General features: G+C 35.2%; 18 protein-coding genes and 1 other annotated feature. Of the genes, 13 read left to right on the plus strand and 5 right to left on the minus strand.

Annotated elements, in window-relative coordinates; all coding sequences use genetic code 11:
- Positions 1-160: 160 nt before the first annotated feature.
- On the minus strand, positions 161-3,175 hold the full coding sequence (locus D8M06_RS15700; protein ID WP_121205551.1) for a transglycosylase domain-containing protein: 3,015 nt from the start codon (positions 3,173-3,175) through the stop codon (positions 161-163).
- A 125-nt stretch (positions 3,176-3,300) separates the two neighbouring features.
- Positions 3,301-3,519 (plus strand) — a binding site (T-box leader).
- Between the two features lie 103 nt (positions 3,520-3,622).
- Between D8M06_RS15700 and tyrS the strand changes: the two genes are divergently transcribed.
- Positions 3,623-4,894 (plus strand): tyrosine--tRNA ligase, encoded by a 1,272-nt coding sequence (gene tyrS / locus D8M06_RS15705; RefSeq protein ID WP_121205552.1) that lies wholly within the window; start codon positions 3,623-3,625, stop codon positions 4,892-4,894.
- A gap of 214 nt (positions 4,895-5,108) precedes the next feature.
- Here tyrS and rpsD read toward each other — a convergent pair whose 3' ends face one another.
- Entirely contained in the window at positions 5,109-5,711 is a 603-nt protein-coding gene (gene rpsD, locus D8M06_RS15710; protein WP_121205553.1) for a 30S ribosomal protein S4, read from the minus strand.
- Positions 5,712-6,117: 406 nt separating this feature from the next.
- On the opposite strand from rpsD, the gene D8M06_RS15715 reads away from it, so the two are divergent.
- Positions 6,118-7,917: a sensor domain-containing diguanylate cyclase gene (locus D8M06_RS15715; RefSeq protein ID WP_158591803.1), complete on the plus strand. Its 1,800-nt coding sequence runs from the start codon at positions 6,118-6,120 to the stop codon at positions 7,915-7,917.
- Positions 7,918-7,982: 65 nt separating this feature from the next.
- Here D8M06_RS15715 and D8M06_RS15720 read toward each other — a convergent pair whose 3' ends face one another.
- The gene (locus tag D8M06_RS15720; RefSeq protein WP_121205555.1) at positions 7,983-8,462 is read right to left on the minus strand and encodes a GAF domain-containing protein; all 480 of its coding nucleotides are present in this window, start codon (positions 8,460-8,462) and stop codon (positions 7,983-7,985) included.
- Positions 8,463-8,611: 149 nt separating this feature from the next.
- Between D8M06_RS15720 and refZ the strand changes: the two genes are divergently transcribed.
- From refZ to D8M06_RS15745, 5 genes are all read left to right on the plus strand, one after another.
- Complete coding sequence (gene refZ, locus D8M06_RS15725) at positions 8,612-9,244, plus strand: forespore capture DNA-binding protein RefZ (protein ID WP_121205556.1); 633 nt, start codon at positions 8,612-8,614, stop codon at positions 9,242-9,244.
- Between the two features lie 379 nt (positions 9,245-9,623).
- Positions 9,624-11,318 carry a septation ring formation regulator EzrA gene (ezrA, locus tag D8M06_RS15730; RefSeq protein WP_121205557.1) on the plus strand — a complete coding sequence of 565 codons (1,695 nt, stop codon included), beginning with the start codon at positions 9,624-9,626 and terminating at the stop codon, positions 11,316-11,318.
- 423 nt (positions 11,319-11,741) lie between these two features.
- Positions 11,742-12,884, plus strand: a complete 1,143-nt coding sequence (locus D8M06_RS15735) for a cysteine desulfurase family protein (RefSeq protein ID WP_121205558.1) — start codon at positions 11,742-11,744, stop codon at positions 12,882-12,884.
- A 5-nt stretch (positions 12,885-12,889) separates the two neighbouring features.
- Positions 12,890-14,092, plus strand: a complete 1,203-nt coding sequence (gene thiI / locus D8M06_RS15740; protein WP_121205559.1) for a tRNA uracil 4-sulfurtransferase ThiI — start codon at positions 12,890-12,892, stop codon at positions 14,090-14,092.
- Positions 14,093-14,229: 137 nt separating this feature from the next.
- Positions 14,230-14,436: an alpha/beta-type small acid-soluble spore protein gene (locus D8M06_RS15745; RefSeq protein WP_121205560.1), complete on the plus strand. Its 207-nt coding sequence runs from the start codon at positions 14,230-14,232 to the stop codon at positions 14,434-14,436.
- Positions 14,437-14,504: 68 nt separating this feature from the next.
- Here D8M06_RS15745 and D8M06_RS15750 read toward each other — a convergent pair whose 3' ends face one another.
- Positions 14,505-15,305: an NAD kinase gene (locus D8M06_RS15750; protein ID WP_121205561.1), complete on the minus strand. Its 801-nt coding sequence runs from the start codon at positions 15,303-15,305 to the stop codon at positions 14,505-14,507.
- Between the two features lie 161 nt (positions 15,306-15,466).
- Here D8M06_RS15750 and D8M06_RS15755 point away from each other — a divergent pair, with 161 nt between their 5' ends.
- The 5 genes from D8M06_RS15755 to D8M06_RS15775 all read left to right on the plus strand — a co-directional run bounded on the left by D8M06_RS15755 (position 15,467) and on the right by D8M06_RS15775 (position 19,583).
- Positions 15,467-16,015, plus strand: a complete 549-nt coding sequence (locus D8M06_RS15755; protein WP_158591804.1) for a DUF2953 domain-containing protein — start codon at positions 15,467-15,469, stop codon at positions 16,013-16,015.
- A 17-nt stretch (positions 16,016-16,032) separates the two neighbouring features.
- Positions 16,033-16,548 (plus strand): GerW family sporulation protein, encoded by a 516-nt coding sequence (gene ytfJ / locus D8M06_RS15760; RefSeq protein ID WP_121205563.1) that lies wholly within the window; start codon positions 16,033-16,035, stop codon positions 16,546-16,548.
- A gap of 120 nt (positions 16,549-16,668) precedes the next feature.
- Positions 16,669-17,169 (plus strand): thiol peroxidase, encoded by a 501-nt coding sequence (tpx, locus tag D8M06_RS15765; RefSeq protein ID WP_121205564.1) that lies wholly within the window; start codon positions 16,669-16,671, stop codon positions 17,167-17,169.
- Between the two features lie 209 nt (positions 17,170-17,378).
- The gene (locus D8M06_RS15770) at positions 17,379-18,365 is read left to right on the plus strand and encodes a class I SAM-dependent methyltransferase (RefSeq protein WP_121205565.1); all 987 of its coding nucleotides are present in this window, start codon (positions 17,379-17,381) and stop codon (positions 18,363-18,365) included.
- A gap of 27 nt (positions 18,366-18,392) precedes the next feature.
- Positions 18,393-19,583: an acetate kinase gene (locus tag D8M06_RS15775; protein WP_121205566.1), complete on the plus strand. Its 1,191-nt coding sequence runs from the start codon at positions 18,393-18,395 to the stop codon at positions 19,581-19,583.
- Positions 19,584-19,797: 214 nt separating this feature from the next.
- Here the strand turns inward: D8M06_RS15775 and D8M06_RS15780 are convergent, their stop codons facing one another.
- Complete coding sequence (locus D8M06_RS15780; RefSeq protein ID WP_121205567.1) at positions 19,798-20,226, minus strand: universal stress protein; 429 nt, start codon at positions 20,224-20,226, stop codon at positions 19,798-19,800.
- Positions 20,227-20,351: 125 nt separating this feature from the next.
- Between D8M06_RS15780 and D8M06_RS15785 the strand changes: the two genes are divergently transcribed.
- Positions 20,352-20,540, plus strand: a complete 189-nt coding sequence (locus tag D8M06_RS15785) for a hypothetical protein (protein ID WP_121205568.1) — start codon at positions 20,352-20,354, stop codon at positions 20,538-20,540.
- The last annotated feature ends 378 nt before the right edge of the window (positions 20,541-20,918 follow it).

Consider the following 20,918-nt stretch of genomic DNA (forward strand, 5'->3'; position numbering starts at 1 on the left):
TTATAACAACTAGTATACAGGATAACGGGATTTTTTTTTAGTTATTTAAGAAATTTTGACAAATTATTTTTATATGGAACGTTTATAAGTTGTATTGCTAATAAATTTACCCTATTATACTTTCAATAGCACGAAAAAAGAAGGGAGAGTGCTCCCTTCTTTAATCCTCATTTTCCTTATCTCTATTTTGTTTATCCTTCTTATCGTTCTTTTTTTCGTTATTTGAGTTATCTTTGTTGCTATCGTCTTTATCTTTTTTTTGGTCCTTGTTGTCCTGATTTCTTTGTTCTTCGTTTTGATTTGCATTTGTTTCTTCCGTTTTTTCTTCATCTTTTTTCTCAGAGTCGGATTCAGACGCTTGTCCAATTATCACTTCATTTGAAGCAGTCGATTCTAAACCGAAATAATCGACTGCTTTAACGTAATAGATTGCGTGACTATCCCCAACAGGGAATGTTGTATCTGTTGTATTTCCAACTAGCTTAAAATCTCCACCAGGCTCTGCTGCACGATATACACGATATCCGACAACGTCTTTCGTACTAGGTTTATCCCAAGTTAAATTTCCACCTGTTTTCTTAGCCGAGCCTGGAGCACCTGGGGCTTTACCATCATTTTCAATAGATATGGATCCTACTGAGCCATTAGGTGCTCCAATTCTTTGCCATTTATCAGCTTCAGATCTTGGGTATAGCATTGCAACATTATCATAATTATTACGCTTCAACCAATCAGGATTAAACATTAGTCCATCACCCATAGTAAATTCATCAGGTGTTTCAGAACCAGCCGGTACTGGCTTTCCATCAATAATGACTTGATCTCCATCAATCAAACTGTCGTCTTCTTTAGTTGGAACGAATTTCGCGTTAAAAATATCTGATTTGATTAATCCTGCTTCTTTACATAAATCAGAAGGTAATAAACCGGAAGTACTGCAATAGCTTCGTGAAACAATAGCATCTGGTGTTTTAAAGTTTTCTGAAGGTGCGAGTAGTTCAGGTTTAATGTCAGTAGCTTTGTTAATCAGTTCAGCCCAAAGTTTAATATTCCGTTGACTGTAGCTCAATCCTTTATAATGAGCATAAATGGAATCCTGGTATTCATAACCCATCCAAGTTCCAAATGTGACATTTGGATTTGTTGCAATGAACCAAGCATCTCCATATTCTTGAGAAGTACCAGTCTTTCCTGCCCAATCTATGCCACGATGTTTTAATTGTGAATTGAGGTAGCCTGCTGTTCCTCTTGATATAACATCTCGCATCATATCGACAGTTAAATAGGTTGTTTGTGGTGAAAATACTTCCACAGGTTCAGGTTCATGTTCATATACCACTTCACCATCTGCAGTAGTTATTTTTTCAATCCAATAAGCATCTGCAAATTTACCATTATTACCAAAAGTGGAGTAGGCATTTACAGTTTCTTCCACTGTGATTCCAAAGTCTGATGCACCGAGAGCAAGTGATGGCTGGTGATGATCTCCTTCGCTTAATGAAGTTATTCCCATTTTTTCCAGATATTGTGCTGGATCTTGGTTAATAATTTTCATATAAGTTACTGCTGCCGGTATATTATAAGAACTTGCTAATGCCTGTCGAGCAGAAACTAATCCATGTGTTCCACCGCCATAGTTTTTTGGTGACCATGGTTTGCCTCCTGGGTTTGGAATAGTAATATTAAAGTCAGGTAGTGGTGAACCTGGTTGCACTTCTCCTAATTCCATTGCAGGCGCATATACGACCAATGGTTTGGAAGTACTACCAATCTGTCTTTTCGCATTGGTTGCATAGTTTAGTTGGTCTTCCTCACTGTATTTACGGCTACCTAAAAAGCTAATCACTCTTCCAGTGCTATTTTCGATTAGTATACCACCGGCTTGGACATACTGTTTCAGTAATTGATCACCATCAGGAAATTCAACAACAGTTTCTGTATCATGACCATAGTACTCATAGTTTTTTGCTACTTCCTGGAAGGCATCATAGATTTCTTTATCTATGGTAGAATGAATTTTAAAACCATTTGATTGTAAAGCTTGTTGAGCTAGTGAACTATATTTAGCTTTTAAGTCTTCATCTTCTGTCAAATCTTCTAATGTATAACCATCTTCATCTGCTAGGGTTTTAATTAGAATTTTTTTAGCTCGTTCTTGAATTTCTGTAGTTAAGAGTGGGTACTCTTCGTGTGGTGATTCCTTTTTATCAATAAAATCTGCTACAATGTCATAGTTTAACGCTTCTTCATACTCTTCTTCTGTAATGTATTCCATATCTAGCATTCGATTTAATACGGTCTGCATACGTTTAAGGCCAGGCTCTAATCCTTCTTCGGATTTCTTGCCACCTGTATTCTTAAAAGGTGTATAATAGGATGGACTTTGTGGCAATCCGGCCAGATATGCTGCTTGAGCTAAATTCACTTCGTCAGCATTTATACCAAAGATTCCTTGTGCTGCTGTTTGAATTCCAGCAATATTTCCACCAGATGAATTACGACCATATGGCACAATATTTAAGTAGGCCTCTAAGATTTCGTCTTTTTCAAAGAAACGTTCTAAACGCATCGCCAGTAACATCTCTTTTGCTTTACGCTCAAATGAGACTTCGTTAGTTAGAATCTGGTTTTTAATCAATTGCTGTGTTAATGTACTACCACCGCTCTGGGTGCTAGCCCCCGTTACTTCTTGAAAAAGCGCACGAAATACGGCTTTGGGTACAATACCTTTATGCTCTTCAAAGTACTCATCCTCCGTTGCCACTACAGCTTGGATTAATGTTGGGGAAATCTCATCAAGTGATGTTTCTTCACGATATAATTCTGCATTTACGTCACCAATATATATATTATCAGCAAAATATAATTTCGACGTTTCCTCATAATTGTAGATATCTTTTTCCATATCTGCATAGCTTCGTATCTCTTCATCATCGACAAGCGAGGCAAAATAGCCAGCTCCTAATCCGCCAATAAAGAAAGCAGCAACAAATCCAATCATTAGGAAAAATAATATAACATTCCAAACCACATCGTATGTAATCCGTGATGATGATTGCATTTTTCCCGATTTCCAGATGGAAGTTGCTTTTTGTGTAAATGTATAATTACGAAACGTATTCCAAAAACTCTTTGTTCTCTCGTTGAAACGGTGGAACATTTGTTTTAGTTTCATTTGAAAACCCCCCAAAATTCATCTATAATTATAGCATAAGTATGTTTTTAGGGGTATGTTTATTTCAAATTAGTTGCATTTATGATATAAATGTGGTAACAATAAATAATAACTATTTGAAACAGTGAACGGCAACGAAGGAACGAAGTAGTCTTGCAATTCCCTATCTTAGAGAGCTAGTGGCTGGTGAAAACTAGTATATATTTGCGGATGAATTACATTCTGGAGCTATTTCCTATTGGTATCTATTACTCAATTGGAACGGTGGAGACATCGTTAACAAATCCCAAGTGGCATAGTATATGCAACAAGGGTGGTACCGCGTGATTAAACTCGTCCCTTTTTTATTAGGGATGGGTTTTTTTATTTGCCGTTTAGAATCAATCACTGAAAAGAATAAAGTTAACAAAGCGATTAAGATTAGTTTATAGATGGAGAGTGAATAAAGTGGATATTATACAGGACCTGGAAAAACGTGGACTAATTCAGCAGACTACAGATGAAGAAGGTTTGAAAAATCATTTAAGGAACAATCAAGTTACATTGTATTGTGGATTTGATCCGACAGCAGACAGCTTACACATTGGACATTTAGTGCCACTTATCATGCTAAAACGATTTCAAAAGGCTGGACACAAACCAATTGCTTTAGTTGGTGGGGGAACAGGGATGATTGGTGACCCGAGTGGTCGTTCTACGGAAAGATCATTAAATACGACTGAGGTTGTAAAAGGGTATAGTGAAGCACTTAGACGACAGTTTAACAAGATTCTGGAAGTAGAAGAAAATGAAAACTCTGTTGTAGTAAGAAACAATTATGAATGGTTAGGACAAATGACGGTTATTGATTTTCTAAGGGATGCAGGAAAACATTTTGGTATTAATTATATGCTGGCAAAAGAGTCGGTATCTGCCCGAATAGAAAATGGTATTTCTTTTACAGAGTTTAGTTACATGATATTGCAATCTCTAGATTTCATGAAACTATATGAAGAGGAAGATTGCACATTACAAATTGGCGGAAGTGATCAGTGGGGAAACATTACAGCAGGTATGGAACTCATTCGCCGTTCCAGAGAAAATCAGGATGAAGATATCAAAGTTTATGGTTTGACTGTTCCATTGATTACTAAAGCAGATGGTACAAAATTTGGTAAAACAGCTGGTGGGGCTATCTGGTTAGATCCTGAAAAAACGACTCCATACGAGTTTTATCAATTCTGGATAAATACTGATGATCGTGACGTTATCAAATTCATCAAATACTTTACATTTTTAGATGAAAATGAAATTGCTGAATTAGAAGAAGAAGTAGAAAAACGACCGGAAAATCGTACCGCTCAAAAACGATTAGCTGAAGAGATGACCAAAATGGTTCATGATGAACAGGCGCTAGAACAAGCACAGAAGATTTCTCGAGCGTTGTTTAGTGGATCACTTAAACAATTATCAGGAAGCGATATTGGGCAAGGTTTTAAAGATGTACCAACCTATGAGACAGCTAAAGAAGAAATTGGATTGGTAGATTTACTAGTAAATGCAAAAATCTCATCTTCTAAAAGACAAGCAAGAGAAGATATCAAAAATGGAGCTATCTATATAAACGGAGAAAGAGAGCAAGAAATTAATTACACGATAGGTGCTGATGATCGTATAGAGGATAGGTTTACTATTATCCGTCGTGGTAAGAAGAAGTACTTTTTGATTGATTTTCAATAAATGTTTTAGAAAAGTTCCTAGTGAAATTATTTACTAGGAACTTTTTTGTGACTCCAAAGTTTATTTATTAGAGTAGAAGTATGAAATCATAAAGGTGTAGGACCATGTTGCTATAAAAAAATTCAATTAGAATAATGGGGTACAAGAGCGCATAATAGAATGGGAAAAGCAAAACCCCCTTAATCTAAAGATTAAGGGGGTTTTAATGAAGCTATTAACGAGAGTAGAACTCAACGATAAGCGCTTCGTTAATTTCAGCTGGAAGTTCAGAACGCTCAGGGTAACGAGAGTAAGTACCTTCTAACTTATCAGCATCGAAAGTTAAATACTCAGGTACGAATGTACTTACTTCAATCGCTTCTTTAACAATATCAAGTTTTTGAGATCTCTCACGTAAACCAATAACTTGACCTGGTTTAACAGCGTATGATGGGATATCAACACGACTTCCATCAACAGTGATATGACCGTGGTTTACTAGCTGACGTGCTTGTCTGCGAGTACGAGCAAGGCCAAGACGGTAAACTAGGTTATCAAGGCGTGATTCAAGTAAAATCATGAAGTTTTCACCATGAATACCTTTCATTTTACCAGCTTTGTCGAATAGGTTACGGAATTGACGTTCGTTTAATCCGTACATAAAGCGTAGTTTTTGCTTTTCTTGCATTTGCAAGCCGTATTCTGAGATTTTTTTGCGTTGGTTTGGTCCGTGTTGACCAGGAGCGTAAGGACGTTTATCCAATTCCTTACCAGTTCCAGTTAATGAAATTCCAAGACGGCGGGATTTCTTCCATACCGATCCAGTATAACGAGACATATAATATGTCCTCCTTTATTTGTTTTATTTGCATAAAATAAAACGAGCGTGTCCCTTACGTTGTCCATTTTGTTTTCATGTACCATCGCTCTGGCAGCAGAGAGTTACACGATACACCTCTAGGCTAGGGCCTTGAGAGGAACAAAATGGGAGCAAGCGTCAGAACACAATAGGCTACCTATTATTTTACACAAAAACAAGTATATAATTTTTATAGGTGTATGTCAATAAAAATTGTAACTTTTCATTTACGCATAGGAAAATAGAACTACATACGGTATAATTAAAGATATAACAAGGCGTATGAACCCCTTAGCAACAACAGGTTATGTCCAATGGAGAAATAATCTGTATATGTATACGTGTCTCTTAGCAAAAAAACTATGATCACAGATAGGTGATGACAATGGTTGAGTTTAAAATAAATATAGAACAAATATATTTTCGTTTGTTAGCAGAGTTTGTGAATTTTCCCTCTGATCCTGAATACATACTTGGTAAAATGACAAAACAGATAAAAGACAAATATAATGCTAATCTAGTTGCATTATATATACATAACGAATATGATCAAGATTATCACTTGAGTTCATATGCATCTATAAACGATAGCTTCTTACCTGAGAAAATAATCTCTAAGAAAGGTAATCATAACAAAAACTTAATATTTCATCAATTTCCATACGGGCATCATTTAAAAGTGTATCCATTACATTTTCATAACACCTGTAGTGCAATGCTAGTTATTGCAACGGAAATTCTTATTTCTGAGGAACTATATATAATAGAAGAAACGGAAAAATTTTTAGGGAATATAACTCGTATACACGAAGAAAGAACAAATAATAATAACCATAAGTTTTTGTTAGATTTAAGTACAAAACTCTTTTCTGAAACTAATAAGTCAAGAATTTTAACCCAAATTATTCAAGATTTAAATATATTGTACCCGAATTTTACTTGTACTTTACTATTATCACAAGATAATGAGGAATTTTCTTACCTGCCTGTGAAGACCATTGAATGTAATAGCACCAGTAACCTTAGCACGAAAACATTTATTACTGGTGAATGTCAACTTGCAGTCATGCCAAAGGAGCAAAAAGTTTATTTGTACGCCCCGCTAACTGGTAAACAGGGAATCTATGGTGTCTTACAAATTGTTACAGATAAGGTTATTCATTTTACTAAAAAACAGAAAGAATTTGTCAAGCAATTTTCTCAACTTGCTGGTACCGCATTAGAAAGAGCAACACTATATGAAAATTCCATGCATCAGGTAAACTCTCTTTCCTTAATAAATGATTTTGCACAAAAGTTAAATGCCAATCTAGAGGTACTGGAAATCATAAAATTGTTACGAGAAGAAATCATTCATATATGTCAACCAGCAGAGATTGGATTTGTTTTAACCGAAGATTCAAGAGAATTAAAGTTAATCGATCAAAGTACAATGTTTTTTAAAACGGTGGAAGGGAAGAGATTTGCAAAACAAATTTATTTACAACTAAGTACTAATAGAGAATCGCTATTTAGTGGAAAGTATTCAGATGAAGCACTACCTTTTAATTCTGTGATGGCTATTCCTATCAATCATTCATCTTATCGTCATGGTTTCACTATAATCTTACAGAATGATGAATATTCCTTTTCATTTGAGAGTTTTAAATTAATTGAAACGCTCATCCAGCACGCAACACTTGCTCTATCCAATGCTTATTTAAAAGACGAATTACATAGATCTGTAATTACCGATTATTTAACTGGACTCTATTCTAGAAATTATCTAGAAAGCAAAATAAGGGAAGATATGAACCAAGGAGAAATGGGAGTGCTTCTTTTATTTGATATTGATGATTTCAAAAAAATTAATGATAAATATGGCCACCATGTTGGGGACGAGGTAATTAAACAGGTAGCAGAAGTTTTGTTATTTTATAGCGGAAGTAATGATGTTCCGGCAAGATGGGGTGGTGAGGAATTAGCTATATACTTGCCAAATCGAACATTAGAAGAAAGCGAAAAAATTGCTGATTTAATCAGAAATGAAGTTGCAGCTGTAACAGAACCACATATTACCATGTCTTGCGGTATTTCATCTTGGGTAAGGGGAGAGAAGCACTCAATCATTAATTTATTTATCCAAACTGATAAAGCGCTATATAAAGCTAAAAATAAAGGGAAAAATTGTGTAGTAAAAAACTAGCGGGTATGACTGACCTGCTAGTTTTTAGGTTTTGGTATGATCCATTTTTCTTATAAAACTAGATATTATAAATAGTTCTTTAAAACTTCCACAAATTTCTCTAGATATTCTTGATCTGTTTCATCAAAACGGTTCTTTAATGGACTGTCAATATCTAGCACCCCGTAGATTTCATTGTTAGTGATTATAGGAATAACAATTTCTGAATTGCTAGCACTATCACAGGCAATATGACCTGGAAAGGCATGTACATCAGCAATTCTTTGCGTTCTTCTTTCTTTTATTGCTGTACCACAAACACCTTTTCCATACCCGATACGTACACAGGCAGGTAAACCTTGAAAAGGTCCAAGTACTAGTTCTTCCTCTTTCCATAAATAAAAGCCAATCCAATTAATATCTTGTAAAAATTGATTTAATAATGCTGAAGCATTTGATAAGTTGGCTATAGCATCTTTTTCATCTTCAATTAGTGCTTCTAGCTGTTTTAACGTGAGTTCGTAATCCTTTATTTTGCTTCCTGAATATATGCTCGTATCAAACATTTGCTTCTTCCTTTCTTTGGTTTGCGAGTAAATTGTCGAACAAATTGACATGTATCTTAAAATTCGACAACTCACACGTTATTTGTCGAGAAAAAATTGAAGGAATTAACCTTGAAATGTCGTAATCTTCTAGTAAGGAGTTGATCGAAATGAAGAATAGTCCTTCCAAACAAAAAGTCATTAATGCTGCATCTGCATTGTTTTTTCAAAAAGGATTTCACGGAACTTCTGTACGGGATATTGCTGACCAGGCATCTGTTAATGTAGCATCCATCAGCTATTATTTTAATAGCAAACAAGGGCTTCTGGAGTATGCCGTGACCAATTATTATGAAGATTATTTAAAATCCATTGAAAGTACATTGAGACAATCGGAATTGTTAACTCCAATTGAAAAGTTGCAGGCGTTAATTTCAACAATTATACAGTATAAACAAAATAACTTTCAATTAACTTGTTTTATCCAACGTGAACTCTCATTGGATTCTGTATTTGTACGTGAAATGACGGTAACCTATTTGGCAAAAGAAAATTTTTATATTCGAAAAACATTTTTTGATGCGGTTGGTTCTCAAGTGAAAAATGAGTATAAACAATATTTGCTAATGCAGTTAAAAGGTATGTTGGTTACACCATATATTTTGCATAACGATTGGAAAAACCAAGTGGTTGGGGAATACTCTCATCAAATTTTTGTGAAAAAGTATGTAAAGGTTATAAAAGATTGGATAGATTTTGCCGTTTTTGATGGTCTGGAGTTAGACAAAAAAGTAGCATATTGAGAGCTAAATCAAATAATTCTAGAGGATACAACGATTATGTAACGGACATCTCCAATTCAATTGAATCGTTGTTCCTGTTTCAACTCTCCTGTACCTTTCATACAATATCTGGTACAGGAGCTTTCAATGCCAAAATGTTACATATCCACTAGTACAGGTGTTCAAAATTTAGAAGTTATAAATTTAGCTGATTGTATACTTTTTAAAACACGCGTTAAAAAAGCATGACGAATATTGAATTTATTTGTATAATTTTAGCCATAAATGACAATTCCATGGTATCATAGTTATATAATTTTCTAATTTTACATTTAGCGTGGAAAAATGTAACTTACACTTATAGAGTATCCTCTTGTTGAAATTGGTTGGGAGGCTTTTTATGGCATACATCATCGGAATTATTTTGTTTGTTATTGTATTATTGATTATTGGACTTCTTCTTAGAAAAAGAATTTATGATACGGTTGATCGATTGGAAAATTGGAAGTTAGATATCATGAGCAGAAATATAGCTGCTCAGCTTAGCAAAATTAAAAATTTGAATCTATCTGGTGAAACTCAGGATCGTTTTGAAACCTGGAAGGAACGCTGGGAACAAATAGTAACAAAAGAACTACCAGATATAGAAGAACATTTATTTGACGCAGAGGAAGCAGCAGACCGTTTCCGTGTTTCCAAAGCGAAAAAAGTTTTAGCAAATACAGAGAATATTCTTGAATCGATTGAAAAAGACATAGAAGAAATGTTAGTCGGGCTTGATGAACTTCTTGAATCAGAAGAGATGAGCAGGAAAGAAGTAGAAGAATTGGAACCTGGTATTAAGGAATTAAGAAAGAAACTTTCTAAAAATCGATATCAGTATGGGAAAGCTGAATTACATTTTGATGTTGAGATTGATCATTTAGAAGAGGCATTTGTAAACTATCACGAATTAGTAGAAAATGGAAACTATTTTGAAGCAAGAGAACTAGTTATTAAAATTAAACATGATAAAGAAGAATTGGAAGATTTAATTGAGAAGTTTCCGTCACTCTTTAAAAAGTGTAAACATGACATTCCAACACAGTTGTCTAACCTAGCAGCTGGTATAAAAGAAATGAAGGAACAAGGTTTTCGAGTTGAACACTTAGGATTTGAAAAAGAAATTCATACATATCAGGGTAAGCTGTTGGATTTAATGCAACAACTTGAAAAAGGGGAAACAATGGAAACGAAACAATTCCTCGATGAAGTAGAAGAACGAATTAATGAAATGTATCATTTGTTGGAGAAAGAAGCTGTTGCTAAAAACTATTTGGAATCAAAAGTACCAAGTTTCCAACACTCACTTGAAAATATGAGTGAAAAATTCCGTCTGACGCAATCAGATGTAGAAGAACTGAAAAAGGCGTATTACTTTGAAGATAGTGATATGGAAAAATACTTAAAACTTGAAAAGTCCATATCCGTTTTGGAAGATACATTAAATGATATTACTGCTGAAATGACTAATAAAGATGTTGGACATTCTGAGCTTCGGGAACAGTTGGAAGCAGGATATATAAAATTAGAAGAACTGGATAAGAACCTTGATGAATTTAAAGAAACGATTAAAAATCTTCGAAAAGACGAATTAGATGCAAGAGATAAACTTGCAGAAATGCGCAGTCAGCTTTACAATCTAAATAGAAAACTGAAGAAAAGCAATATCCCTGGAGTCCCAAATTTTATTTGGAATAGTATTGAAACGACGACAAATAAAAATAGTCAGGTTATTGCAGCCTTAGAGAAAACACCATTAGATATGGTTGCAGTTCAGGAAGCATTATTGGCATCGAGAGAAGCATTAGATTCAACCGTACAACAAACTGATCTTATGCTTGAACAAGCTTATTTAACCGAACAGGTTATTCAATATGCCAATAGATATCGAAGTAAATATCCGATATTAGCTGCTAAATTAGCTGAATCAGAACGTCTATTTAGATCGTATGAATACGAATTAGCATTGGAAACTGCAGCAAAAGCAATTGAAGAAATAGAACCAGGTGCACTCAAGAAAATTGAAGATACACAGGCTGTAATCCATAGTTAATGATAAGGGCTAACGTTAAGTCTAGGGGAAACTCCTTTACTTGACAGTTAGCTCTTCCTTTTTGTAAGGATAATAGAATGTTGTCTTAAGAAAGGCTCTTTTCGTATACTTTGTTGCATTTTTAATGTTGTAGTTGATAGAAATTCCCGATATATTTAATTCAGAATAGTTCTCTGCTATACAGCCGCTACGGAAAGCGACTGCCTGGAGCGGAAATCAACAAAGCACTAAATTAGATACTTATTCATAATTAAAGAAATTAGCTGTCTATTTAAAATATGAAACAAACAAAGTGATATTACAAAAATTAACAATTCTTTAGAAAAGGGCCCAACAAAAAGGTAAAATAAGCGAAAACGGGTAGAATGATTTAGATTATAAATCGTTTTCTTTTAAATTGCTTTAAATAAGGAGTTTTTATAAATGATATATTTAGACAACAGTGCCACAACTAAACCAGATCCATCTGTATTAGAAAGCTTTAACCAAGTATCTAATCAGTTCTTTGCTAATCCATCGTCTATTCATCAATTTGGTGGTACAGCTGAGAAGTTGCTCGTTACAGCAAAGAATCAAGCTGCAGATTTGTTAAAAGTGGACAAGGACGAAATAATTTTTACTTCAGGTGGAACAGAAGGCAATAATCTCGCTGTTAAGGGAATTGCGCTTGAACATCAAAATAGAGGGAAACATATTATTACCTCAGAAATCGAACACCCATCCATTTATGAAGCATGCAAAAGTTTAGAAAAATTGGGATTTGAAATTACCTATTTACCTGTAAATGAGATTGGGGTAGTATCAGTTAATGATGTGAAAAATGCGATTAGAGAGGATACTATTTTGATTAGTATTATGCACGTAAATAATGAAATTGGTACCATTCAGCCTGTGGAGGAAATTGCAGCAATAGCCAAAAATCATCCAAAACTCTTCTTTCATGTAGATGATGTGCAAGGACTTGGAAAAGTCTCCTTAGAGCTAATGAACAGTGGAATTGATCTATGTACGTATTCTGGCCATAAAATTCATGGTCTAAAAGGAACTGGCATGTTGTATGTCAATAATCGAACGAAGTTATTTCCACTGTTCCATGGTGGCAGTCAGGAGTCTTCATTGAGATCTGGTACCGAAAATTTGGCTGGAATTGTATCGATGGTTAAAGCACTTCGTTTAATAAAAGAAAAGGAAAAAAATAACGTACAAAAAATATATGAAATGCAACATTATTTAATGGATGAACTTGATAAATTCGACGGAGTTATCATTAATACACCTAAAAAAGGTGCAGCACCACATATCGTAAATATCTCTGTGCCAGGGATTAAGCCAGAAGTGATTATTCATATGCTTGGGGAGCAGAATATATTTATATCAACTAAATCTGCATGTTCCTCCAAATTAAAAGATGAAAGCAAGGTTCTGGCAGCATGTGGCTTTGAAAAAGGAAGAACAACCTCTGCGTTAAGGATTAGTTTGTCTTATGAAAACTCGCAAGAAGAATTACAAACGTTTATCGTTTCATTGAAAAAAGCGATAAATGAATTCAAAAAAGCACTGGAGTAGATAAAATGGAATTTGATCATATTTTAATCCGTTATGGAGAAATGGCGTTAAAAGGAAAAAATATTAAGCAGTTTATTAATCAATTGCAACACAATGTACAACAAAAGACTAAGGAATTTCCAAATGTTAAAGTAAAACGGACCCAAGGACGAATGTTTGTCTTGTTAAACGGCCACGAACCAGAACCGATTATGGAGAAATGTAAAAGAATCTTTGGAATTCAAAGTCTAAGTTTAGCCATTAAGGTTGATAATGAAGTGGAAAAGATTAAAGAAGCTGCTTTGTATGCATTAACACAGGCAGATAATGCGAAGAAATTCAAAGTTACGGTAAAACGAATTAATAAAGATTTTGATGTCCGTTCTCAAGAAATGAATCAAATACTAGGTGGGCATTTACTGACAAATACTGAGGGGATTACAGTTGATGTTCATCATCCTGATGTAGAAGTCAAAGTGGAAATCAGAAAAGAAGCTACTTATATTACCTCTAGTGTTGTACCAGGATTAGGAGGTCTTCCTGTTGGTACTTCTGGCAAGTCGCTTCTGTTATTATCAGGAGGAATTGATAGTCCGGTAGCTGGATATTTGGCAATGAAACGAGGGGTGCAAATTGAAGCAATACATTTTCATTCTCCACCATATACAAGTGAACGTGCAAAACAAAAAGTTCTAGACTTAGCCAAGCAGTTAGCGAAATTTGGGAAATCCATTCAAGTGCATATTGTTCCATTTACAAAGCTTCAGCAGGAAATCTTCCGTGAAATGCCTGATGCATATGCAATGACAATTATGCGTCGCATGATGTTTCGGATAAGTGAGAAGGTGTGTGAAAATGAATCCATACTTTCTTTAACTACAGGTGAAAATCTAGGACAGGTCGCCAGTCAAACGATGGAAAGCATGCACACAATTAATGAAGTAACGAATTATCCGATCATTAGACCTCTGGTTACGATGGACAAACAAGAGGTTATTGAAATCTCTCACCAAATCGGAACATACGAAACATCTATCTTGCCTTTTGAAGATTGTTGTACAATTTTTGTTCCTAAATCACCAAAAACAAAACCGAGACGGGATAAAGTAAAGTATTATGAATCAACCTATGATTTTTCGCAGTCCATCCAGGAAGCGATTGACGGAATTGAGACGATTAAAATTACGGATAAAAAAGCAGTAGATGAGTCATTTAGTAACCTTCTTTAATATGAATGACTAAATATAAACGGATATAAATCCTTTTGTAACAAGGGTTCTGTCTATTTACAGAAACTTCCAGTAAGAAAAATGCATGGTTTCACCTCTTCCTGCACAATCTATGAGTACCAAGGAGGTGAACAAACATGGCAAATAACAACAGCAACAACTCAAACCAATTAGTAGTTCCTGGTGCGCAACAAGCACTAGAACAAATGAAGTATGAGATTGCTACAGAATTTGGGGTTCAACTTGGTGCAGATACTACTTCTCGCGCTAACGGTTCAGTTGGTGGTGAAATTACAAAACGTTTAGTTTCTATGGCTGAACAACAATTTGGTGGTCAAGCTTAACATTTAACAACAAAATAAAAATGGCAAGGGCTATCCTAATTCATTAGGATAGCCCTATTACTTTTCATTCACAAAAACATTCTTTGAACGCGGTTCCAATAAGAGTTGTTTTTTAACTTAACTGTTTTTACCACGGTATCATCCATCGATATTTCCACTTTATCTATTTTTCGAATGGGATATGCTTCGTTATCGAAGCTTACTATTGGGTGGTCATTTCCATCTTCTATTTCTACTAACTTTAATGTTCGTCCCTTGCTCAAAATGAAAGAAGATCCGAGCGTACGAAAGTTGTTGTTGTTCATAGATGATATTTCGGATATTTGATAACAAGGGATTAGCGGATCAACTATTGCCCCTTTGTTTGATTTGTTATAACCTGTGCTACCTGTTGGAGTAGAAACTACCATTCCGTCTCCTCGAAAAGTCTCAAAATGCTGATCATCAATATACACGTCAAGAACAATGGTCTTCACTATGGTAGAACGAATGGTTAATTCATTTAAGCAGTAGAACGTTCTGCCATCATTCACTGTTGTCTTTATGACAGGAAACTTGCGCACTTCCATTTCGTCGTGTAATACAGAATGAAGTAATTCATCAAAACTGTCTAAATTAAAATCACAATAAAGACTTGATTCACCTTCACGAGTTAAGCCAGCATACAGCGCATCTTGTCTGAATCCAGTCTGTCTTACAGCCTGTAAGAACATTCCATCTCCACCCACGCTAACAATAACATTTGCCGATTCATCGTCTTCCACAATATTGAAATTATTTTCCTTGGCTAATTCGATTAAAGGAGCTAATTTCTCCTCGATTTCATCATCTTTGTGGTAATAAAAAAACATGTTATTTCGATTAGACATATGATCACCCTCCATTGGTATGTACTATGAATTGTTATCATGTTCATTTTATCACTTTCTTCCGCTTTGTCCTAATCACATATGAAAATAGAATGTTTAGGATTGGAAAAGTGTAGCAAAATAAGTATGGATGAATAATTTCTCGAGGTGCTGTTATGCTGTTGCTGCTAATATCATTATTGCTAATTCTACTTTTTATTTTCACTTTATTTTTAAAAATATATGTTACGGTTAATTATTCATTTAAGGATTACGAGCAGCAACTCAACGTTTCTATTTCTGTTTATAAATTTAAGATAGTTAATCGGGAAATCCAACTAGATGAGTTAGAAGAACGTTCTTTTGTCCAAGATTTTGATTTTGGGTCTTTATCAAATGAAGATTCAATCGTAACAACTATTAGAAAAGTAACAAGAGCATTAAATGCAATCCTTAACAAAACAAAACTCCACAAGCTCAACTGGTCCAGTTTAATTGGAACAGGAGAAGCTAGTTCTACAGGAGTTGTAAGTGGTGCACTTTGGGCCCTTAAAGGCACATTAATTGGTATTTTTGCAGAAAAACTAATACTTGAATGTAAACCAAAAGTTGAAGTAAATCCAAGGTATCAGCAGGAGTATGTTCAAACCAACTTGGATTGCATGGTTTCTATAAGAATAGGAAAAGCTATACAAGCACTTATTAAAGTTAGGAAGACATTTAAACAATAAAGAAGGAGGCCATTCTAATGGAAGAACATCCTATTCAAGGGTTAATGACAACAGCGATGGAAAATTTAAGTGATATGATTGAGGTCAACACAATTGTTGGCGATCCAGTTGAGTCCCCTGATGGTAGTATTATTATCCCAGTGTCAAAATTAGGATTTGGGTTTGCAGCAGGGGGGAGCGAATTTAGTCCGAGTGAAGGTGGCGATTCTGAAAGTCAGCTTCCCTTTGGCGGTGGTAGTGGTGGAGGGGTATCCATCACACCGATTGCATTTTTAGTACTTGGAAAAGACGGGATTAAAATGGTTCATCTGGACCAACAAACACACTTATATGAAAAAATGTTAAATCAAGCACCACAAGTGGTTAAAAAAATCCAAGAAATGTTAAAGGATTCTGGCGTGAGTCTGCAAAAAGGAAATGACAAGAAAGAAGAAAAAACGAAGAAAGACTCTGAAGACGAGAAGAAAGAATCAGAGGAATCTGATGAAAAGAAGAAGTCCCAAAAAGATAATTCCATAAATTATGATATCTAGAGCTAGGGTTGTATGGTTCTTCACAAATATTTAACAAAAAGAATAGCGTATTTCATTGGACAGAAGTACAAGTTAACTTCATAATAGGATAGAAGAAATTTTTAGGGAGGAATGAATCATATGGCTCAAGTTACATTCCAGCATGAACCTGTCACATTGTTAGGAAATGAAGTAAAAGTAGGAGATACAGCTCCTGATTTTACTGTTTTATCCAATGACCTTAAAGAGGTTTCATTAAATGATTATGAAGGAAAAGTAAAATTAATTGCTGCCGTTCCATCTGTAGATACTGGTGTATGTGCAGAAGAAACTAAACGCTTTAACCAAGTGGCTGGCAACTTAGATAATGTTCAAGTATTAACGATAAGCATGGATTTACCTTTCGCTCAAGGACGCTGGTGTGCAGCAGAAGGTGTGAAAAATATAGATGTACTGTCCGATCATCGTGATGCATCTTTCGGCGAAAATTATGGTGCACTGATGAAAGAGAATCGTCTACTGGCGAGATCTATATTCGTAGTAGATTCTAACAACAAAGTTACTTATGTAGAATATGTTCCAGAAGTAACTACCCATCCAGATTATGAAGCAGCACTAAAAGCTGCTAAAGCTGCAAAATAAAATAGGATAATAAGTAAAATGAATTGGCCCCCAATTATATTGGGTGGCCATTCTTATGTTACTTTCTTTCACTTCCCGCTTTTCTCGTTCTTCTAGAATATATGTAGCTATATTCTTTTACATAGGACTATTACCTTGTTACAATTAATTAGTTATAGAGATTGTTTGATAGGGAACATACTAGAAGAAACGATTGGAGGGATTTTCTCATGGGAAAATCAAATGTTGAAACATTATTTACTTGGTTGGATCAAACAGCTGAGGTTATTCAACAGCGTGAGAATGAACCATACTTAGACAGCTTGGCATTAACGATGGATATCCTTTTTTATAAAGAACCACCGGAAGAGATGGATGAAATCGTATCACATAAATTAAAGCAGAGATTAGCTGAAATAGACCTTTCTAATTTTAAAACAGATGAAATTCGTAAAGCAATTCAACTAGCCATTTTAAAAGGAATGAAAGACTCTACACAACAGCAACATTTAATGACGCCAGAGACCGTTGCAATGATAATAGGTTATTTAGCTGGAAAGTTCATGGAAGGTAAAAAACAAATTCGTTTATTTGATCCTGCGAGCGGTACGGCTAATTTGATTTCTACCGTGTTGGAGCACCTGGAGCAGGATGTTGAGGCTTTTGCAAGTGAAGTTGACCCAACATTGATAGAGTTGGCAGTATTAAATTCTAACTTGCAAAAAAAACAAATAGAATTCTTCCATCAGGATAGTTTGCGCCCATTCTTACTGGATCCAGTAGATTTAATTGTTGCTGATTTGCCAGTAGGCTATTATCCAGATGATATGCAAGCAAATTCCTACGAGCTCAAAGCGGATAATGGGCATTCCTATGCGCATCATTTATTTATTGAACAAAGCTTAAAATATACAAAAGAAGCCGGTTTTCTAATATTCGTAATCCCTGAATTCTTGTTCGATAGTGATCAGTCGGACAAACTGAATGAATTTCTTCATAACCATGCACATATAGTCGGGGTTATACGTTTACCTGAAAGTGCATTTAAATCAAAAAATAATACCAAAAGCATTCTAATTCTGCAAAAGAAAGGTGAACAAACAGAGGAAGTGAAACAACCACTACTCGTTCAAATGCCATCTTTTAAAAATGCTCATGCAATGGCAGATATTTTAAAACAAATGAATGCCTGGTTTAAAACGTACCATACTAAATAACAGAATTGAACAGTAGGAGTGACATCAATGAGTAACGTATTAGCAGTTAATGCAGGTAGTTCATCACTGAAGTTTCAATTAATAAAGATGCCGGAGGAGCAAGTAGCTGCCATAGGTTTAGTGGAAAGAATAGGATTAAGTGATTCTATCTTTGCTATTGAAGTAGATGGAAACAAGGAAGAAAAGGTTGGAGATATTCCTGATCATGCCGTTGCAGTTAAAATGTTGTTAGAATCACTTTTATCAACAGGAGTTGTTAAATCCTTTGATGAGATTGATGCTGTGGGACATCGTGTTGTTCATGGTGGAGAGCACTTTAATGATTCGGTACTTATAACAGACGAAGTTATTCAAAAAATAGATGAAATCTCTGAACTTGCACCATTGCACAACCCAGCAAACCTTACTGGAATTCACGCTTTTAAAGAAATTTTACCAAATGTACCAATGGTAGCAGTATTTGATACAGCATTCCATCAAACTATGCCTGAATCATCCTATTTATATAGCTTGCCTTATGAATACTATGAGGATTACGGAATACGTAAATACGGATTCCATGGTACTTCACACAAATATGTTACCGAACGTGCTTCAGAGTTAATGGGAGTACCATTAGAAAATCTTCGTTTGCTATCTTGTCATATTGGGAACGGAGCAAGTATTACAGCGGTTAAAGGTGGAAAATCCATTGATACTTCCATGGGATTCACACCACTTGCAGGGGTTACAATGGGGACTCGATCAGGTAATATTGACCCGGCACTAATTCCGTTTATTATGGAGAAAACTGGAAAAACTGCAGAAGAAGTAGTAAATGTTTTAAATAAAGAAAGTGGATTATTGGCATTGTCTGGTTTTTCTAGTGATATTCGTGATATTGAGAAAGAACTGGGAGATAATGAACGTGCAGAGCTTGCCTTACAAGTGTTTGCTGGTAGAATCCATAAATATATCGGTTCTTATGCTGCCAAAATGTCTGGTTTAGATGCGATAATCTTTACAGCAGGTGTTGGTGAAAATAGTATTACAATGCGCGAAAGAATTCTAACAGGACTTGAATTTATGGGTATTTACTGGGATAAAACACGTAATAATGTACGAGGAAAAGAGCAATTTATTAATTATCCTCATTCACCGGTTAAAGTTATTGTTATACCTACGAATGAAGAAGTAATGATTGCAAGAGACACAGTTCGCTTATCTAATATTAAATAATTGTATACTAAAAAGGTTTTGTTGTGATCTTCATAGCAAGACCTTTTTTAATTAAGGCTCTTTTTTAAGCATCTTATTATCTTCTCCTGGTTCATGTATTTGTTTGAACGATAATGTTATCTGAGAAACATTTATGATTAAAGAAGAGTGTGGTTTCTGGCGGGGAAAAGCATCCATTAGAAGGTGATTCAATGGATGCTTATCTTTTGAATTTTTATCTGACAACAAGTACATCACAAGTAGCATGTCTTGTAATACTTTCGGAAACACTACCAATAATAAATCTTTCTACAGCATTTAGCCCGGTTGCTCCGCAGATAATAAGATCAGCATGGAAGTTGTTTGCGATGGTTTTTGCTATTTTAACTTTTGGGGAACCATACTCAATACAGCGAACAATATCTTTTACTCCTGCATTTTTTGCATTTTCTACATAACTGTCGAGCAATTCTTTTGCATATTCTTCCGCACGCTCGGCTAATGTACGATCGTACGTTTCCGCGGTAGCAAACGTTCGAGAATCAACCACATGCGCAAGGATAAGTCGTGCATTATTTCGTTTTGCAATGTCTATAGATTTCGTGAAAGCCTTTTCTGCAGCTTCTGAACCATCAACTGCCACTATTATATTGTTATATTCCATGATATCCTCCCCTTTCAATTCTATTATATACTTAGTTTGTAAGCGCTACAATCAAAAATTGGTAATATTAGTTACAACATTGTTACAGCATTTACGGACATACTAATTGTACGGAGGTGATTTCCTTGACGAAAATAAATCCTAACAACACGAGCAACAAGGTAATCAACAATAAAAAACGACAATTTATAGAGGATAAAGATGGAGTTCAAGCCGTTCAAAATCAATTGTTTGAGAGTTACCAAAGTGGTGTAGTAGAGGATGAACTGCATAATAACATTGGCATCCACCATTTCAATAATCAAAAAAATTAATTCTTCTAAAAACAATCCACTTTTCTGGAGAAAGGTGGATTGTTTCTTATCGTTGGAGAATTTTCATTTTTATTAAAAGGCACTTTTCTAAAAATAACTTTATTTTACATTTTTGTATAGAATGCGAATTACTTTAATTAAAGATAAATGTAGTGCCTTGTTGATTTCCGCTCCGGGCAGTCGCTTTCCGCGGGCGGCTGATGAGCCTCCTCGTGCTACCGCACTGCGGGGTCTCATCCAGGCCTATCTTCCCGCAGGACAAGGAAGGCTACGGCAGCATTACATCGCACGAAGAAAATTGCCCTTTATTTTCGAGGAGTCGACTGCCCTCCGCTCCAATCAACCTGCTTAATAGTGGTAGCTATATCTATATCTATA

This window comes from Oceanobacillus halophilus (assembly GCF_003628505.1).
GTDB classification, from domain to species: Bacteria; Bacillota; Bacilli; order Bacillales; family Amphibacillaceae; genus Oceanobacillus; species Oceanobacillus halophilus.

Excerpts from the sequence above, each read along its gene's own strand:
- thiI (WP_121205559.1), top strand. The coding sequence starts at position 12,890 with ATGGAATTTGATCATATTTTAATCCGTTATGGAGAAATGGCGTTAAAA.
- D8M06_RS15775 (WP_121205566.1), top strand. The coding sequence starts at position 18,393 with ATGAGTAACGTATTAGCAGTTAATGCAGGTAGTTCATCACTGAAGTTT.
- D8M06_RS15750 (WP_121205561.1), bottom strand. The coding sequence starts at position 15,305 with ATGTCTAATCGAAATAACATGTTTTTTTATTACCACAAAGATGATGAA.
- refZ (WP_121205556.1), top strand. The coding sequence starts at position 8,612 with ATGAAGAATAGTCCTTCCAAACAAAAAGTCATTAATGCTGCATCTGCA.
- rpsD (WP_121205553.1), bottom strand. The coding sequence starts at position 5,711 with ATGTCTCGTTATACTGGATCGGTATGGAAGAAATCCCGCCGTCTTGGA.
- D8M06_RS15745 (WP_121205560.1), top strand. The coding sequence starts at position 14,230 with ATGGCAAATAACAACAGCAACAACTCAAACCAATTAGTAGTTCCTGGT.
- D8M06_RS15720 (WP_121205555.1), bottom strand. The coding sequence starts at position 8,462 with ATGTTTGATACGAGCATATATTCAGGAAGCAAAATAAAGGATTACGAA.
- ezrA (WP_121205557.1), top strand. The coding sequence starts at position 9,624 with ATGGCATACATCATCGGAATTATTTTGTTTGTTATTGTATTATTGATT.
- ytfJ (WP_121205563.1), top strand. The coding sequence starts at position 16,033 with ATGGAAGAACATCCTATTCAAGGGTTAATGACAACAGCGATGGAAAAT.
- D8M06_RS15700 (WP_121205551.1), bottom strand. The coding sequence starts at position 3,175 with ATGAAACTAAAACAAATGTTCCACCGTTTCAACGAGAGAACAAAGAGT.
- D8M06_RS15715 (WP_158591803.1), top strand. The coding sequence starts at position 6,118 with ATGGTTGAGTTTAAAATAAATATAGAACAAATATATTTTCGTTTGTTA.
- D8M06_RS15780 (WP_121205567.1), bottom strand. The coding sequence starts at position 20,226 with ATGGAATATAACAATATAATAGTGGCAGTTGATGGTTCAGAAGCTGCA.
- D8M06_RS15735 (WP_121205558.1), top strand. The coding sequence starts at position 11,742 with ATGATATATTTAGACAACAGTGCCACAACTAAACCAGATCCATCTGTA.
- D8M06_RS15770 (WP_121205565.1), top strand. The coding sequence starts at position 17,379 with ATGGGAAAATCAAATGTTGAAACATTATTTACTTGGTTGGATCAAACA.
- tpx (WP_121205564.1), top strand. The coding sequence starts at position 16,669 with ATGGCTCAAGTTACATTCCAGCATGAACCTGTCACATTGTTAGGAAAT.